We start from the raw sequence: 15,116 nt of genomic DNA, 5'->3' as shown, positions 1-15,116 counted from the left end.
TGAACCCTTAAACGAGGCTTAAGAGTCAGCCTTCTGCAGCTTCAGCGCCAGCAGTCGCCATTCGGCGGACGCGGATTGCTCCTGCACCGAGCAGTCGAAGCGATAAGTGACGTCATCGCCGTTCATGTTGCGCGCGGTGACCTTGTTGCTGAGGGTGTAGACCTGATCTTTGAAGCGCTTGGTGACAATGGCAGAACTGTCGGCGAAGCGTTCCGACGCCGGGAAGCGCAGCGTGCTGGTGACCAGCGTGCCGCACATGACATACGCGAGCATCGATTTATCGCTGTCGGCATTTTGCCCAAGCTTGTCGCGCAGCGCGGTGAGCGTTTTACGGCCCTGCGCGTCGCTCTGATCCAGGACGGTTTTTTCCGATATCGATTTCGGTGCCCGGCTGGCGTAATTCGGCAGCAGTGCGGAATCCGGCGGAGAAGGTTGGTTATCCGGCTCGATCGCGGCAAAGCCCGGCGCGTTTTCCAGCACCGCAGACGTCGAATCCGACTCGGCTTCAGGCAACAGACTGGTGGTGACATCGCTCTGAGTGATCACGTCTTCGATTGGCGCCTTTTCGGATTTATGCGCCGACGGGAACAGCGACAGGAGGATCGACAGCACCACCAGACCGACGATAAAACCGCCCGCCGCGCCAACGATGTTGCCGTAAAACAGATTCCAGCTGCCGCGGTTTTTCACCACCCAGCGCCACATGAAACCCCAAGCGGCGATAAATGCCAGAAAACTCAGAAACTCCATTCGATCCTTTCCTTAACCCTTCAATAGCCTGCAAAACAGCACCCACTGGCCGTGAGTGCTGAAGATGGACGGCAAGATATCAAAATAGAGGTCTGACGCCACGAAGACATTCACATGCCGAGATTGGGCGGATTGATCTGAACAAAAAACATGATCGCCGTTATGCCGGCCACAACGCCGCAAAGGCCGGCCAGTAGCTGACGCGCGACAGGGTGTTCGACCTGCGAGCGACGTGCCACCAGCATCCATACGCCGGTCAGCGCCGCGGCAGTCGCCAGCATTTCCAGAAGCGATCCCATGACCCCCGGGACCGGTGGCCGGCTAGAGCCGAACAGACCGACACAAAGCTGCGAAACCACCAGGCCGACAATCATGCCGCTGGCAGCGCCCAACACATTGGCGAGTAGCAGATTCCACGCACCACGCTGCCTGACGACCCAGACCCACATGCCTATCCAGGCGATAAAGAAAAACACAACATCCATCGTATCCATCCTTCGAAACCCGTCACGGTACAAATGCTCGGCACCTTGCCGACAGTGGACGGCACGATAGCAAAATAGTAGCGTCGCGCCACTTTCTTGATTCCTGTAATGGACTACTCATGCCAAAAGCCGCTTCTGTTCTGCGCTTGCTCTGTGCAATCACCTGCGCCGCTGTCATTACCCCGGCATTCGCCGAGTGGAAGGAGCCCCCGGAAAGCAGCTGGCAGTATTACCTCGCCAACTGCCAGCGAATGCAGGAGAAAATCGCCGACGTCCAAAGCGGTCGCGCACCCAGCGCCTATGAGGTGATCGGCGATCTCGACAACAGCCTGCGGAGCATGAACCAGCGCCGCTCGAACCTGACGCCCCAATACCTCGGCTCCCGCGAATTCGCGCAATGCGAAAACGTCGCCGCCCAAGCCGAGGCAACCATTGCGCAAGGCAATGCCGAGTTCGCCGCCAGAATGAACCAGGCCGCCGAGCAAGGCCGCATCGCCCACCAGAACTCCCCCGAGTACAAACGCGCCCGTTCACTCGGCTACAGCGACGTCGGCGAGATCTCCTTCCTCAAACTGCACGAAGACATGGACGGCGAAGCCCGCCTGAAAACCATGCTCATCACCGTCGACGAAATCTGCGGCCAACACTTCCGCGCCACGCAGTATGTGAAGCCGTATGTGATCTATACCGTGCGCCCGTCGGATGGCGGCTGTGGCGAGGAAAAACGCGTGGCGATCGTCGGTGGCCGGTCAGTGGAGAAGGGCGATTACATCGATGAGCGGGGCGAGTTTCAGTATGTGGGCTGGAAGAAGATTGTGGGGGCGGATGGATTTGCGACGGATATTCGGGTGTTGAAGGCACGGCGCTGACACGCTCAGCGCGTGGCGCAACTGATCAGAGAATGTCTTTCAGATAACCCTTGAGCGCGAGGAGCGGCTGATCAAGCTGCTCCAGCGACTGCGCCTGACTGAAATCGGCTGACAGCTTGTGCAGCTCCCGCCCCAGCGGTTTCTCGACGCCGCCCAACGCATCCATCGCCAAGCCCAGGCACTCGTTCATCTTGAACTGGATGGTCTCGACATCACCCCGGCGCACCAGCAGTTCGAAAACGTCTTTCTGATAGTCACCCATAACCATGTCATCCCGCAGAATCGGGCTCAGGCCTTCCTCCTCGTAAGCGAGTTTGAGGGAGAACAGGGCGACGGTTTCCAGTGACGTTTCCATGGTTGGCCTTGGAGGTCCTTAAGCATGAGTCTTGAAAGTCGGAACGACCAACGAAAGCCGCTACGGGCGGCAGACCGCGTGCGGGCGGGCGTGATTATACTGAGCGGACGCATCAGGTGCAGTCCCTAGGCAAAACAGGTTGCACGGACAGCGCCGAGACATTCAATGACCTAAGCAGCAGAACGAGTTTCTCAGGATGGTCAGTGAGTATGAGGTGCCATACAAACTCAACGATAGTTCAGACACATGAGCGGAGCGACGATCATGGAATACGACGAAAAGTTGATTGAAGATGCAGTGCTTGCCCTGTTGGCCGCGTTCAGTTCCGACGACGGCAATGCATGGAAAGGCTTCGATTTTGAAGTCATGAACCGATTGCATGAGCAGGGTTTCATCAGTAATCCGGTAAACAAGAACAAATCGATCTGGTTGACGGAGGAGGGCCAGGAACGAGGTCGTCAGATAGCTGAGCGTTTGTTTGGGGGAGGAGCTCAAGCCGAGCGTGCGCCTGATGCAGATACCTGAATTCATGCTTCGGTTTATCGATTGATCTGCGCCGCGCGAGTTGAACGCAACTGAAGGAGTTTTCAGTTGGAGCATTTTCTGAATGAGCCACAACTGACAGAAGTGAGAGCTGCTCTTTCCGAGACATTCAATGATTTTCCCACTGATTACGATTACATCGCACGCCAGCTCAAGGGTGTCGATCCAGCGGTGCTCTACGAGATTTTTTATTCAGAAGTAGCGCCAGTGTGCTTTATGAACATTGCAGCGGTCTTGCCGACTGTCTGGACAGGTTTTGACCCTGATTGGCTCAAGGCCGAGATAGAGGAAAGACTCGCGGCGCGGCAGCGTAATTGGTTTCGCAAGCTGTTCGACAAGTTGCTGGTCCGTTGGTTGAAATACAACTACGACCATATGTGGCAAGAAATCGCCAGCAGGCTTTGAGCTTGTGGCAAGCGTCTGAAGTTCTTCGCTTTTAGCGATCAATACTTCGCCAAGTTTATCGCGCAACCGGTCTCATCGCGGGTGAGCAGGTGGCCATTAAGTGAAGAGGAGGCTCTTTCCGACAGACGAAAAAAAAGGCCTTGCTAAGCAAGACCTTTCTTAATTTTGGTGCCCCGAGGGAGACTCGAACTCCCACTCCTTTCGAAAACGGATTTTGAATCCGCCGCGTCTACCAATTCCGCCATCAGGGCTCAATGGCGGCGAAGTATAGAGAGGTGATTACCGTTGGTCAATCACGTTTCATGGTCAATTTTTGATAATTCCGCTAGACTTTCCGGCCCTGCTAGACGAACCCCATCATGCGCGTTGCTGACTTTACCTTCGAGCTTCCTGATTCGCTGATTGCCCGCCACCCGTTGGCCGAGCGTCGCGGTAGTCGCCTGCTGACCCTTGATGGGCCGAGCGGCGCCCTTGCACACCGTCAATTCACTGATTTGCTTGAGCATTTGCGCCCGGGCGATTTGATGGTATTCAACAATACCCGGGTGATTCCGGCGCGGCTGTTTGGGCAGAAAGCCTCGGGCGGCAAGCTGGAAATCCTCATCGAACGCGTGCTCGATACGCATCGCGTGCTGGCCCATGTGCGCTCCAGCAAGTCGCCGAAGCCGGGTTCGAAGATCCTTATCGATGGCGGTGGTGAAGCCGAGATGCTCGCGCGTCACGATGCGCTGTTCGAGCTGGGCTTTGCTGAAGAAGTGCTGCCGCTGCTCGATCGCGTCGGGCACATGCCGTTGCCTCCTTATATAGACCGCCCGGATGAAGGCTCGGATCGCGAGCGCTATCAGACCGTGTACGCCCAGCGCCTGGGGGCGGTGGCGGCGCCGACGGCGGGGCTGCATTTCGATCAGCCGCTGATGGAGGCGATTGCCGCCAAGGGCGTCGAGACCGCGTTCGTCACGCTGCACGTCGGTGCGGGGACGTTCCAGCCGGTGCGCGTCGACAAGATCGAAGATCACCACATGCACAGCGAGTGGCTGGAAGTCGGCCAGGACGTGGTCGACGCCGTTGCCGCGTGCCGTGAGCGTGGCGGGCGGGTGATTGCCGTGGGCACCACCAGTGTGCGTTCGCTGGAAAGTGCCGCGCGCGATGGCGTGCTCAAGCCGTTCAGTGGCGACACCGACATCTTTATCTACCCGGGCCGGCCGTTCCATGTGGTCGACGCCCTGGTCACCAACTTCCATTTGCCGGAATCCACGCTGTTGATGCTGGTTTCGGCGTTCGCCGGTTATCCCGAAACCATGGCCGCCTATAAAGCCGCCGTCGACAACGGTTACCGCTTTTTCAGCTACGGTGATGCGATGTTCATCACCCGTAATCCCGCCCCGACTGCCCCTGAACACACAGGCCCAGAGGAAACAGAATGAGTCGCGAATGTCGCATGTCCTTTGAACTGCTTGCCACCGATGGCAAGGCTCGTCGTGGTCGGCTGACCTTTCCGCGTGGCACCGTCGAGACCCCGGCGTTCATGCCGGTGGGCACCTATGGCACGGTCAAGGGCATGTTGCCGCGTGACATCGTTGCCACTGGCGCGGAAATCATTCTGGGCAACACCTTCCACCTGTGGCTGCGTCCGGGCACCGAGGTGATCAAGGAGCACGGCGACCTGCACGACTTCATGCAGTGGAAAGGCCCGATCCTCACCGACTCCGGCGGCTTCCAGGTGTTCAGCCTGGGCGCGATGCGCAAGATCAAGGAGGAGGGCGTGACCTTCGCCTCCCCGGTCGACGGCTCGAAAGTGTTCATGGGCCCGGAAGAATCGATGCAGGTGCAACGCGATCTCGGTTCCGACATCGTGATGATCTTTGACGAATGCACGCCGTACCCGGCTGACGAAGACGTCGCCCGCGTATCCATGGAGCTGTCGCTGCGTTGGGCCCAGCGCTCGAAAAACGCGCATGGCGACAACACCGCGGCGCTGTTCGGTATCGTTCAGGGCGGCATGCACCAGGATCTGCGCATGCGCTCGCTGGAAGGCCTCGACAAGATCGGCTTTGACGGCCTGGCCATCGGCGGTCTGTCGGTAGGCGAGCCGAAGCACGAGATGATCAAGGTGCTGGATTATCTGCCGGGCATGATGCCGGCTGACAAACCTCGTTACCTTATGGGCGTTGGCAAACCGGAAGATCTGGTTGAGGGTGTGCGCCGCGGTGTGGACATGTTCGATTGCGTGATGCCAACCCGTAATGCCCGCAATGGGCATCTGTTCATTGACACAGGCGTGCTGAAGATCCGTAACGCGTTCCATCGCCATGATGATTCGCCGCTGGATCCGACCTGCGATTGCTATACCTGCCAGAACTTCTCCCGCGCTTATCTGCATCACCTGGACAAGTGCGGCGAAATGCTCGGCAGCATGCTCAATACCATCCATAACTTGCGCCATTATCAGGTGCTGATGGCTGGTTTGCGCGAGGCTATTCAACAGGGTACATTGGCCGCCTTTGTCGATGCCTTCTACGCCAAACGCGGGCTCCCCGTTCCGCCTTTGGACTGAGTTTTCTGACCCCAAGATTCAACATTTGCAACTGGAGTGCTAAATGAGCTTTTTTATCTCTAACGCCATGGCTGACGCAGCTGCACCGGCTGCTGCAGGCCCAATGGGCGGCGGCTTCGAGTGGATTTTCCTGGTCGGTTTCCTGGTCATCTTCTACCTGATGATCTGGCGTCCACAGGCCAAGCGCGCCAAAGAGCAGAAGAACCTGCTGAGCAGCCTTGCGAAGGGTGACGAAGTGGTCACCACCGGCGGCATCGCCGGCAAGATCACCAAAGTGGCCGATGACTTCGTGGTTCTGGAAGTTTCCGACACCGTGGAAATGAAGTTCCAGAAGGGCGCCATCGCCGCCACGCTGCCAAAAGGCACGCTGAAAGCGATCTAAGGTTCCAACTTCTACTCAATCGACGGGGCGCGCAAGGCGCCCCGCGTTCATAACGGGCGGCGTGATGCTGAACAAATATCCTCTGTGGAAATACATTCTGATCCTGGCGGTGCTGGCGGTCGGTCTGATTTATTCCGCTCCCAATCTATACCCCGATGACCCGGCCATTCAGATCAGCGGCGCCAGCACGGCACTGCAGGTCAATCAGGCCGATCTGGATCGCGTCAGCACCGCGCTGCGTGAGTCCGGGATCAACGTCAAGGCAGCTTCGCTGGCCGCCAACGGCAAGGGCGGTCTGATCCGTCTGGCCAAGGCTGAAGACCAGCTGCCGGCCAAAGACGTTGTGCGCAAGGCATTGGGTGATGACTACGTCGTCGCACTGAACCTGGCACAAACCACCCCGCAATGGCTGCGCAACCTGGGCGCGCACCCGATGAAGCTGGGTCTGGACTTGTCCGGTGGTGTGCACTTCCTGCTGGAAGTGGACATGGACAAAGCCCTCGACGCCCGCCTGAAAGTCTACGAAGGCGACGTCAAGAGCCTGCTGCGCAAAGAGAAGCTGCGCTATCGCAGCCTGCCACAACTGGGCGGCGCCATTCAGTTGGGCTTCAGCGATGCTGACTCCCGCGAACAGGCCCGTGCGCTGATCCGCAAGAACTTCAACGATTTCGACATTGTTCCGGCCGATCTCAACGGTCAACCGGTGCTGCGTCTGGCGATGACCCCGGCCAAGCTGGCGGAAATCCGTGAATACTCCATCAAGCAGAACTTGACCACGGTACGTAACCGCGTCAACGAGCTGGGTGTTGCCGAACCGATCGTTCAGCGTCAGGGCGCCAACCGCATCGTGGTTGAGCTGCCGGGCGTGCAGGACACTGCCGAAGCCAAGCGTATTCTCGGCAAGACGGCCAACCTTGAGTTCCGTCTGGCTGCAGAGCCGGGTGCTTCGAAAGCCACTTCCGAAACCTTCGAGTTCCGTGAAGGCAAGCGTCCTCCTGCGCAGATCGAGCGTGGCCTGATCATCACCGGTGACCAGGTAACCGACGCCAAGGCTGGTTTCGGCGAGCACGGCACACCAGAAGTGAACATCCGTCTGGACGGTCACGGTGGCGAGCTGATGAGCCGCGCGACCCGTTCGAACGTCGGTCGCAGCATGGCGGTGATCTTCATCGAACAACGTCCGGTGACCACTTACACCAAGCAGGTTGTCGACGGCGTCGAGAAAGACGTGCCGGTTCAGACCTTCAAGGAAGAGAAGAAGATCATCAGTCTGGCGACCATTCAGTCGCCGCTGGGTGCGCAGTTCCGTATCACCGGCCTGAACGGCCAGGGCGAATCGTCCGAGCTGGCACTGCTGCTGCGTGCCGGTGGTCTGGCCGCTCCGATGTACTTCGCTGAAGAGCGCACAATCGGTCCGAGCCTGGGTGCTGACAACATCACCAAAGGTATCGATGCATCGCTGTGGGGCATGCTGTTCGTCTCGCTGTTCATCATCGCCATCTACCGCTTCTTCGGTGTGATCGCCACGGTCGCACTGGCGGTGAACATGGTGCTGCTGCTGGCGCTGATGTCGCTGCTGGGTGCAACGCTGACCCTGCCGGGTATCGCCGGTATCGTCTTGACCATGGGTATGGCGGTCGACGCCAACGTGCTGATCTTCTCGCGGATCCGTGAAGAGATCGCCGCCGGCATGACCGTGCAGCGTGCAATCAACGAAGGCTTCGGCCGGGCATTCACCGCGATTCTCGACGCCAACCTGACCACTCTGCTGGTCGGCGGCATCCTCTTCGCCATGGGCACCGGCCCGGTGAAGGGCTTCGCAGTGACCATGTCCCTCGGGATCTTTACCTCGATGTTCACGGCCATCATGGTGACCCGCGCAATGGTCAACCTGATCTTCGGCGGACGTGACTTCAAGAAGTTGTGGATTTAAGGGGCTGCCATGTTACGTACAATCAACTTCATGGGCGTTCGCAACTTTGCGTTCGGCGTCACTGTGTTTCTCACCGTTCTGGCCTTGTTCAGCGTTTTCCACAAGGGCATGAACTGGGGTCTGGACTTCACCGGCGGTACGCTCATCGAGCTGACCTACGAGCGTCCGGCTGACGTCACCAAAGTGCGCGAGCAACTGGCGAATTCCGGTTACCACGAAGCCATCGTGCAGAACTTCGGTGCGACCACCGACCTGCTGGTGCGCATGCCGGGTGAAGATCCGCAGCTGGGTCATCAGGTAGCAGACGCGCTGCAGAAAGTCGGCGGCGACAACCCGGCGACGGTCAAGCGCGTCGAGTTCGTCGGCCCGCAGGTCGGTGAAGAACTGCGCGACCAGGGCGGCCTCGGCATGCTCCTGGCGCTCGGCGGCATCCTGATCTACCTGGCTTTCCGCTTTCAGTGGAAATTCGCGGTGGGCGCCATCGTTTCGCTGATTCACGACGTGATCGTGACTGTCGGTATCCTGTCGTTCTTCCAGATCACCTTCGACCTGACGGTGCTGGCAGCGGTACTGGCGATCATCGGTTACTCGCTGAACGACACCATCGTCGTGTTCGACCGGGTTCGTGAGAACTTCCGTGTGCTGCGCAAGGCTTCGTTGATCGAGAACATCAACATCTCGACCACCCAGACCCTGCTGCGGACCATGGCAACGTCGATCTCCACCTTGCTGGCGATCGCTGCGCTGCTGTTCTTCGGTGGCGACAACCTGTTCGGCTTCTCCATTGCCCTGTTCATCGGTGTTCTGGCGGGTACCTACTCGTCGATCTACATCGCGAACGTGGTACTGATCTGGCTGAACCTGAGCACCGAGGATCTGATTCCTCCGGCCAACACCGAGAAGGAAGTCGACGACCGTCCATAACGGCCATCGTTTCTCCGGCTGTCAGCCCGAAAAAGGCGCGAGTTGAACTCGCGCCTTTTTTTATGCTCCAAGGCTGGGAGAAGCGCGGGCGCGTCCCGCATGTGATGGTCAGGAGGTTCATGTGAACAAGTCGTTGCTGGTTGGTGCGGTATTGGGTGCTGTCGGTGTGACTGCCGGGGGTGCTGTTGCCACCTACAGCCTGGTTAAAAGCGGCCCTGAGTATGCGCAAGTGCTGGCCGTAGAACCGGTCAAAACACAGATCAAGACTCCACGTGAAGTGTGCAAGGATGTTGCTGTAACCCGCCAGGCGCCGGTCAAGGATCAACACCAGATCCTCGGTACCGCGATTGGTGCGGTAGCGGGTGGTTTGCTGGGTAACCAGATTGGCGGCGGTACCGGCAAGAAGATTGCCACGGTCGCTGGCGCGGTCGGTGGTGGTTATGCCGGTAACAAGGTGCAGGAAGGCATGCAGAACCGCGACACCTACACCACCACCCAGACTCGCTGTAACACCGTGAATGACATCAGCGACAAGGTTGTCGGTTACGACGTGCGTTATTCGCTCGATGGCAAGGAAGGCAAAGTGCGGATGGATCGCGATCCGGGCAACCAGATTCCGGTCGACAAGGAAGGCAAGCTGATTCTGTCGCAGAATCAGCCGGCTCAGTAAGGACCGACTGTTTAACAAGAAGCACCCTGCGGGGTGCTTTTTTGTGCCCGGAATTTCTGGCTAAACCCGGATTTCTTGTGGGAGCGAGTCTGCTCGCGAATGCATTCTGACAGTCAATATTGATGTCGGCTGGCATACCGCATTCGCGAGCAGGCTCGCTCCCACATGAAGGTTTTGGTGATCTGAAGATCGAATTCCAGGCATAAAAAAAGCACCCCAAAGGGTGCTTTTTGCGTTTCGCGGGAAGCTTAGCGCTTCAGCGAAGCCGGCAGGTGCGGCTGGATCGCCGTCAGCACTGCCTTGAAGCATTTGGTGTTGCCGGCAACGATGTGGCCTTTTTCAAGGAAATCGTGACCGCCGGTGAAGTCGCTCACCAGGCCGCCAGCTTCTTGAATCAGCAGGGCGCCTGCAGCCATGTCCCACTCGGACAGGCCCGACTCCCAGAACGCGTCGAAACGACCGGCAGCCACGTAGGCCAGGTCCAGGCTGGCGGAGCCGGCGCGGCGGATGCCGGCAGTCTGGCCAACCAGGGCGCGGAACATGCCCAGGTAATTGTCGAGGTTGTCCATCTGGTCGTCACGGAACGGGAAGCCAGTACCCAGCAGAGCGCCGTCGAGGCTGGTGCGACCGCTGACGCGCAGACGACGACCGTTCAGTTGAGCGCCGCGACCACGGCTGGCGGTGAATTCTTCCTGGCGAACCGGGTCCAGAACCACTGCGTGCTCCAGGCGACCACGGTATTTGCAGGCAATGCTGACAGCAAAGTGAGGAATGCCACGCAGGAAGTTGGTGGTGCCGTCCAGTGGATCGATGATCCACAGGTACTCTTCGCCTTCGATGCCGTTACCGACGTGCATGCCGGTCTCTTCACCCTGGATCGAGTGATTCGGGTAAGCCTTGCGCAGAGCATCGATGATTTTCTGTTCGGCGGCGCGATCGACCTCGGATACATAATCCTTGGCGTCTTTTTCGTCGACCTTGATGGTATCCAGGCGCTCGATGGAGCGGAAGATCAGTTCACTGGCGCTGCGGGCGGCGCGCAGCGCGATATTCAGCATGGGCTGCATGGATGTGTCACCTAAGGTTGTTAAAGAAAGCCGCGCATTCTATCAGAACTTTTCTTCAGGTGAAGGTCGCTGTTCGCTTTCATAGCTTAACGGTAGGCTGTTCTGTAAGATTTGCACCCCTTTCCTGTGTCCGAGAGCGCCTCCCTTGCTGCAGAACATTCGTGTCGTCCTGGTCAATACCAGCCACCCCGGCAACATCGGCGGGGCCGCGCGCGCCATGAAAAACATGGGTCTGTCGCGGCTGGTGCTGGTCGAACCGCGGTTGTTTCCGCACCACGAAGCCGATGCGCGTGCTTCCGGTGCCGGTGACATTCTTGAAAATGCTCAAGTCGTCGCCACTCTGGAAGACGCTCTGGTCGGCTGCAATCTGGTGCTCGGCACCAGCGCCCGTGACCGGCGCATTCCCTGGCCGCTGCTCGATCCCCGCGAATGCGGGAGCAAAGTGGTCGAGGAAGCGGGGCAGGGCGCACAAATCGCGTTGGTGTTCGGTCGTGAAGACTCCGGCCTGACCAACGAGGAGCTGCAGCGATGTCACTTTCACGTGCACATCCCCTCCGATCCTGAGTTCAGCTCGTTGAACCTCGGGGCGGCGGTGCAGGTGTTGAGCTACGAAGTGCGCATGGCCTGGCTGGCCGCTCAAGGGCAGCCGACCAAGATCGAGAAAGAAGAAGTGGCCTCGGTGAAAAGCGCCGAGCTCGCGACCATGGATGAGCTGGAGCGCTTTTACGAGCATCTGGAGCAGACGCTGGTTGCCATCGAATTCCTCGATCCGGAAAAGCCAAGGCACTTGATGGCGCGCCTGCGCCGATTGTACGGACGCAGCTCGGTCAGCCGGGCGGAAATGAATATTTTGCGTGGCATCCTCACGGAAACCCAAAAAGCGGCCCGTGGTGAGCTTCTTAAGCGGAAGGACTGAATGATGTTTGAGCGTTTGCGTGAAGATATCCAGAGCGTATTCCATCGAGACCCGGCGGCGCGTAACGCTTTTGAAGTCCTGACCTGCTACCCCGGTATGCACGCGATCTGGATTCATCGGTTGGCCGGGATGCTGTGGCGCAACGAGCTGAAATGGCTGGCGCGGCTGGTGTCGAACTTCGGTCGCTGGTTGACCGGGATCGAAATTCATCCGGGTGCCAAAGTTGGTCGGCGCTTTTTCATTGACCACGGCATGGGCATCGTCATTGGTGAAACCGCCGAAATTGGCGATGACGTGACTATTTATCAGGGCGTGACCCTCGGCGGCACCAGTTGGAACAAGGGCAAGCGCCACCCGACGCTGGGTGATGGAGTTGTCGTGGGTGCTGGTGCCAAAGTGCTCGGTCCATTCACGGTGGGGGCTGGCGCGAAAGTAGGCTCCAATGCAGTGGTCACCAAGGAAGTGCCGCCGGGCGCCACAGTGGTGGGGATTCCGGGGCGGATCATCGTCAAAACCGATGAAGAGCAGGACGCCAAGCGCAAGGCGATGGCCGAGAAGATCGGCTTCGATGCTTATGGTGTCAGCGAAGACATGCCCGATCCGGTGGCCCGTGCCATCGGTCAGTTGCTCGATCACCTGCAAGCGGTGGATGGACGGCTGGAAGGGATGTGCGGCGCGCTGAAGGATCTGGGCAGTAATTACTGTGCGAAAGATCTGCCTGAGCTGCGCGAAGAAGACTTTGCCTGCGTGAAGGGCAAGGATCAGAGCCAGGCCAGCTAAACCGGGGCGCCGCGTTTCGCGAGCAGGCTCGCTCCCGCTGGTGAATGCTTTCCAATGTGGGAGCGAGCCTGCTCGCGAAGAACGATCTCGCGGTTGCGCTGGCTGTACGCCGCCAGCCTTTGCTATGATGCGCGCGCTCTTTTGCGGGTAAACCTGACTAAAGCACTAGGTCTTATAGTTGACTTAAATGCTCGGGAATTGCATACTCCCGCCCATTCCGAACTCCGTGGTAATTGTCCATGCGACTGACTACAAAAGGCCGATACGCCGTGACCGCCATGCTTGACCTGGCGTTGCACGCGCAGCACGGGCCGGTGTCCCTGGCCGATATCTCCGAGCGCCAAGGCATCTCCCTGTCCTATCTCGAACAGCTTTTCGCCAAGCTGCGCCGCAGTAACCTGGTTTCCAGTGTTCGCGGTCCAGGCGGTGGTTACCAGCTGTCGCGCGACATGCAGGGCATCCAGGTGGCTCAGGTGATCGATGCGGTCAACGAATCGGTCGATGCTACAAAGTGCCAGGGCCAGGGCGATTGCCATTCCGGCGACACCTGCCTGACTCATCACCTGTGGTGCGACCTGAGCCTGCAGATTCACGAATTTCTCAGCGGTATCAGCTTGGCCGACCTCGTAACTCGCCGTGAGGTGCAGGAAGTGGCCCAGCGTCAGGATCAGCGTCGTTGCAATGGCAAGGCGCCGCGCCTGGACAAGATTGAAGCGTCCGCCGTCGAATGACAGCCAAAGAGCTAGCGGCACGCCAGCCAGCCTGATTTAGGAGATAGTCCATGAAATTGCCGATTTACCTTGATTACTCTGCGACCACCCCGGTCGATCCGCGCGTTGCGCAAAAGATGAGTGAATGCCTGCTGGTCGACGGAAACTTCGGTAACCCGGCGTCCCGTTCCCACGTGTTCGGCTGGAAAGCTGAAGAGTCCGTCGAAAACGCCCGTCGTCAGGTGGCCGATCTGGTCAACGCTGACCCGCGTGAAATCGTCTGGACGTCCGGCGCCACCGAATCCGACAACCTGGCGATCAAGGGTGCGGCGCATTTCTATGGCTCCAAGGGCAAGCACCTGATCACCAGCAAGATCGAACACAAGGCCGTTCTCGACACCATGCGCCAACTGGAGCGTGAAGGTTTCGAAGTGACCTACCTCGAGCCGACTGAAGACGGTCTGATCACCCCGGCGATGATCGAAGCGGCACTGCGCGAAGACACCATTCTGGTGTCGGTGATGCACGTGAACAACGAAATCGGCACCATCAACGACATCGCTGCCATCGGCGAACTGACCCGCTCCAAGGGCGTTCTGCTGCATGTTGACGCGGCTCAGTCCACTGGCAAGGTCGACATTGACCTGCAGAAGCTGAAAGTCGACATGATGTCGTTCTCCGCCCACAAAACCTACGGCCCTAAAGGCATCGGCGCGCTGTACGTCAGCCGCAAGCCGCGTGTGCGCATCGAAGCGACCATGCACGGCGGCGGTCACGAGCGCGGCATGCGTTCCGGCACGCTGGCGACCCACCAGATCGTCGGCATGGGCGAAGCGTTCCGTGTAGCCAAGGAAGACATGGCTGCCGAAAACGTGCGTATCAAAGCCCTGAGCGACCGCTTCTACAAGCAGGTCGAGCATCTGGAAGAGCTGTACGTCAACGGCAGCCTGACCGCCCGCGTTCCGCACAACCTGAACCTGAGCTTCAACTACGTTGAAGGCGAGTCGCTGATCATGGCGCTCAAGGATCTGGCGGTATCGTCCGGTTCGGCCTGCACCTCGGCATCCCTGGAGCCTTCGTACGTTCTGCGCGCCCTCGGCCGCAACGACGAACTGGCACACAGCTCGATCCGTTTCACCTTCGGCCGTTTCACCACCGAAGAAGAAATCGACTATGCCGCGCAGAAAGTCTGCGAGGCCGTTACCAAGCTGCGCGCTCTGTCGCCGCTGTGGGACATGTACAAAGACGGTGTCGACATTTCGAAAATCGAGTGGGCGGCACACTGATTTCAAGTCGCCGCGAACCGGCCCTGCGACCCCAGGTTGCAGGGCTTAAAGAGCGACTCTCTGATGAGTGAGGATTAAGCACCATGGCTTACAGCGAAAAGGTCATCGACCACTACGAAAACCCGCGCAACGTCGGCAAGATGAACGCGGAAGACCCGGATGTCGGCACCGGTATGGTCGGCGCTCCGGCGTGCGGCGACGTGATGCGTCTGCAGATCAAGGTCAACGATCAAGGCGTTATCGAAGACGCCAAGTTCAAGACCTATGGCTGCGGTTCGGCAATCGCTTCCAGCTCCCTGGCCACCGAGTGGATGAAGGGCAAGACGCTGGACGAAGCCGAGACCATCAAGAACACTCAGCTGGCCGAAGAACTGGCTCTGCCGCCAGTGAAAATCCACTGCTCGGTACTCGCTGAAGACGCTATCAAAGCGGCTGTTCGCGACTACAAGCAGAAGAAAGGCTTGATCTAAGCATTGCGCGACGAGTA

18 protein-coding genes and 1 tRNA gene are annotated in these 15,116 nt (G+C 58.8%); 14 read left to right on the top strand and 5 right to left on the bottom strand.

All coding sequences use genetic code 11. From position 1 onward, the window contains the following. Positions 1 to 18: 18 nt before the first annotated feature. Both ACOYXG_RS21610 and ACOYXG_RS21605 read right to left on the bottom strand, forming a co-directional pair. A complete protein-coding gene (locus ACOYXG_RS21610; RefSeq protein WP_460353893.1) occupies positions 19 to 750 on the bottom strand; it encodes a hypothetical protein in 732 nt (243 codons plus the stop codon). A 110-nt stretch (positions 751 to 860) separates the two neighbouring features. After that, on the bottom strand, positions 861 to 1,235 hold the full coding sequence (locus ACOYXG_RS21605) for a hypothetical protein (protein WP_049827877.1): 375 nt from the start codon (positions 1,233 to 1,235) through the stop codon (positions 861 to 863). A 119-nt stretch (positions 1,236 to 1,354) separates the two neighbouring features. On the opposite strand from ACOYXG_RS21605, the gene ACOYXG_RS21600 reads away from it, so the two are divergent. Further along, positions 1,355 to 2,104: a hypothetical protein gene (locus ACOYXG_RS21600; RefSeq protein ID WP_330207605.1), complete on the top strand. Its 750-nt coding sequence runs from the start codon at positions 1,355 to 1,357 to the stop codon at positions 2,102 to 2,104. A 25-nt stretch (positions 2,105 to 2,129) separates the two neighbouring features. On the opposite strand, the gene ACOYXG_RS21595 is transcribed toward ACOYXG_RS21600, so the two are convergent. Then, entirely contained in the window at positions 2,130 to 2,459 is a 330-nt protein-coding gene (locus ACOYXG_RS21595; protein WP_096795509.1) for a hypothetical protein, read from the bottom strand. Positions 2,460 to 2,723: 264 nt separating this feature from the next. On the opposite strand from ACOYXG_RS21595, the gene ACOYXG_RS21590 reads away from it, so the two are divergent. Both ACOYXG_RS21590 and ACOYXG_RS21585 read left to right on the top strand, forming a co-directional pair. Continuing rightward, positions 2,724 to 2,984 (top strand): DUF6429 family protein, encoded by a 261-nt coding sequence (locus tag ACOYXG_RS21590; protein WP_460353889.1) that lies wholly within the window; start codon positions 2,724 to 2,726, stop codon positions 2,982 to 2,984. Positions 2,985 to 3,050: 66 nt separating this feature from the next. Next, the gene (locus tag ACOYXG_RS21585) at positions 3,051 to 3,407 is read left to right on the top strand and encodes a DUF7079 family protein (protein WP_150368516.1); all 357 of its coding nucleotides are present in this window, start codon (positions 3,051 to 3,053) and stop codon (positions 3,405 to 3,407) included. A gap of 166 nt (positions 3,408 to 3,573) precedes the next feature. Here the strand turns inward: ACOYXG_RS21585 and ACOYXG_RS21580 are convergent. After that, positions 3,574 to 3,658, bottom strand: a tRNA-Leu gene (locus tag ACOYXG_RS21580). 108 nt (positions 3,659 to 3,766) lie between these two features. Here ACOYXG_RS21580 and queA point away from each other — a divergent pair. The 6 genes from queA (at position 3,767) to ACOYXG_RS21550 (ending at position 9,870) form a co-directional block, all read left to right on the top strand. Next, on the top strand, positions 3,767 to 4,831 hold the full coding sequence (gene queA, locus ACOYXG_RS21575) for a tRNA preQ1(34) S-adenosylmethionine ribosyltransferase-isomerase QueA (RefSeq protein ID WP_095136886.1): 1,065 nt from the start codon (positions 3,767 to 3,769) through the stop codon (positions 4,829 to 4,831). Positions 4,832 to 4,845: 14 nt separating this feature from the next. Further along, positions 4,846 to 5,961, top strand: a complete 1,116-nt coding sequence (tgt, locus tag ACOYXG_RS21570) for a tRNA guanosine(34) transglycosylase Tgt (RefSeq protein ID WP_161794909.1) — start codon at positions 4,846 to 4,848, stop codon at positions 5,959 to 5,961. Positions 5,962 to 6,004: 43 nt separating this feature from the next. Next, positions 6,005 to 6,343 carry a preprotein translocase subunit YajC gene (gene yajC / locus ACOYXG_RS21565; protein ID WP_003227923.1) on the top strand — a complete coding sequence of 113 codons (339 nt, stop codon included), beginning with the start codon at positions 6,005 to 6,007 and terminating at the stop codon, positions 6,341 to 6,343. A gap of 64 nt (positions 6,344 to 6,407) precedes the next feature. Further along, a complete protein-coding gene (secD, locus tag ACOYXG_RS21560) occupies positions 6,408 to 8,276 on the top strand; it encodes a protein translocase subunit SecD (RefSeq protein WP_103367340.1) in 1,869 nt (622 codons plus the stop codon). 9 nt (positions 8,277 to 8,285) lie between these two features. Continuing rightward, positions 8,286 to 9,200, top strand: a complete 915-nt coding sequence (secF, locus tag ACOYXG_RS21555; RefSeq protein WP_027612140.1) for a protein translocase subunit SecF — start codon at positions 8,286 to 8,288, stop codon at positions 9,198 to 9,200. A 121-nt stretch (positions 9,201 to 9,321) separates the two neighbouring features. Further along, entirely contained in the window at positions 9,322 to 9,870 is a 549-nt protein-coding gene (locus ACOYXG_RS21550; RefSeq protein WP_027612139.1) for a glycine zipper 2TM domain-containing protein, read from the top strand. 248 nt (positions 9,871 to 10,118) lie between these two features. Here ACOYXG_RS21550 and suhB read toward each other — a convergent pair whose 3' ends face one another. Further along, the gene (gene suhB, locus ACOYXG_RS21545) at positions 10,119 to 10,937 is read right to left on the bottom strand and encodes a type III secretion system regulator SuhB (protein WP_003227916.1); all 819 of its coding nucleotides are present in this window, start codon (positions 10,935 to 10,937) and stop codon (positions 10,119 to 10,121) included. Between the two features lie 145 nt (positions 10,938 to 11,082). Here suhB and trmJ point away from each other — a divergent pair, with 145 nt between their 5' ends. The 5 genes from trmJ to iscU all read left to right on the top strand — a co-directional run bounded on the left by trmJ (position 11,083) and on the right by iscU (position 15,099). After that, positions 11,083 to 11,853: a tRNA (cytosine(32)/uridine(32)-2'-O)-methyltransferase TrmJ gene (trmJ, locus tag ACOYXG_RS21540; protein ID WP_027612138.1), complete on the top strand. Its 771-nt coding sequence runs from the start codon at positions 11,083 to 11,085 to the stop codon at positions 11,851 to 11,853. Between the two features lie 3 nt (positions 11,854 to 11,856). Then, complete coding sequence (cysE, locus tag ACOYXG_RS21535; RefSeq protein WP_003227913.1) at positions 11,857 to 12,633, top strand: serine O-acetyltransferase; 777 nt, start codon at positions 11,857 to 11,859, stop codon at positions 12,631 to 12,633. Positions 12,634 to 12,872: 239 nt separating this feature from the next. Continuing rightward, positions 12,873 to 13,364 carry a Fe-S cluster assembly transcriptional regulator IscR gene (iscR, locus tag ACOYXG_RS21530; protein WP_007956690.1) on the top strand — a complete coding sequence of 164 codons (492 nt, stop codon included), beginning with the start codon at positions 12,873 to 12,875 and terminating at the stop codon, positions 13,362 to 13,364. 50 nt (positions 13,365 to 13,414) lie between these two features. Then, positions 13,415 to 14,629 carry an IscS subfamily cysteine desulfurase gene (locus tag ACOYXG_RS21525; RefSeq protein ID WP_007964423.1) on the top strand — a complete coding sequence of 405 codons (1,215 nt, stop codon included), beginning with the start codon at positions 13,415 to 13,417 and terminating at the stop codon, positions 14,627 to 14,629. Positions 14,630 to 14,712: 83 nt separating this feature from the next. Continuing rightward, positions 14,713 to 15,099 (top strand): Fe-S cluster assembly scaffold IscU, encoded by a 387-nt coding sequence (iscU, locus tag ACOYXG_RS21520; protein WP_003227907.1) that lies wholly within the window; start codon positions 14,713 to 14,715, stop codon positions 15,097 to 15,099. The last annotated feature ends 17 nt before the right edge of the window (positions 15,100 to 15,116 follow it).

The organism is Pseudomonas sp. G3-39 (assembly GCF_054790485.1).
The sequence above is the reverse complement of the archived record's forward strand: the minus strand, read 5'-3'. Positions and strand labels throughout refer to the sequence as shown.

What these genes read in the sequence shown, in the direction of transcription:
- iscR (WP_007956690.1), top strand. Translation starts at nt 12,873, where the DNA reads ATGCGACTGACTACAAAAGGCCGATACGCCGTGACCGCCATGCTTGAC.
- yajC (WP_003227923.1), top strand. Translation starts at nt 6,005, where the DNA reads ATGAGCTTTTTTATCTCTAACGCCATGGCTGACGCAGCTGCACCGGCT.
- secD (WP_103367340.1), top strand. Translation starts at nt 6,408, where the DNA reads ATGCTGAACAAATATCCTCTGTGGAAATACATTCTGATCCTGGCGGTG.
- queA (WP_095136886.1), top strand. Translation starts at nt 3,767, where the DNA reads ATGCGCGTTGCTGACTTTACCTTCGAGCTTCCTGATTCGCTGATTGCC.
- ACOYXG_RS21610 (WP_460353893.1), bottom strand. Translation starts at nt 750, where the DNA reads ATGGAGTTTCTGAGTTTTCTGGCATTTATCGCCGCTTGGGGTTTCATG.
- ACOYXG_RS21600 (WP_330207605.1), top strand. Translation starts at nt 1,355, where the DNA reads ATGCCAAAAGCCGCTTCTGTTCTGCGCTTGCTCTGTGCAATCACCTGC.
- iscU (WP_003227907.1), top strand. Translation starts at nt 14,713, where the DNA reads ATGGCTTACAGCGAAAAGGTCATCGACCACTACGAAAACCCGCGCAAC.
- ACOYXG_RS21605 (WP_049827877.1), bottom strand. Translation starts at nt 1,235, where the DNA reads ATGGATGTTGTGTTTTTCTTTATCGCCTGGATAGGCATGTGGGTCTGG.
- cysE (WP_003227913.1), top strand. Translation starts at nt 11,857, where the DNA reads ATGTTTGAGCGTTTGCGTGAAGATATCCAGAGCGTATTCCATCGAGAC.
- ACOYXG_RS21525 (WP_007964423.1), top strand. Translation starts at nt 13,415, where the DNA reads ATGAAATTGCCGATTTACCTTGATTACTCTGCGACCACCCCGGTCGAT.
- secF (WP_027612140.1), top strand. Translation starts at nt 8,286, where the DNA reads ATGTTACGTACAATCAACTTCATGGGCGTTCGCAACTTTGCGTTCGGC.
- suhB (WP_003227916.1), bottom strand. Translation starts at nt 10,937, where the DNA reads ATGCAGCCCATGCTGAATATCGCGCTGCGCGCCGCCCGCAGCGCCAGT.
- tgt (WP_161794909.1), top strand. Translation starts at nt 4,846, where the DNA reads ATGTCCTTTGAACTGCTTGCCACCGATGGCAAGGCTCGTCGTGGTCGG.
- ACOYXG_RS21595 (WP_096795509.1), bottom strand. Translation starts at nt 2,459, where the DNA reads ATGGAAACGTCACTGGAAACCGTCGCCCTGTTCTCCCTCAAACTCGCT.
- ACOYXG_RS21590 (WP_460353889.1), top strand. Translation starts at nt 2,724, where the DNA reads ATGGAATACGACGAAAAGTTGATTGAAGATGCAGTGCTTGCCCTGTTG.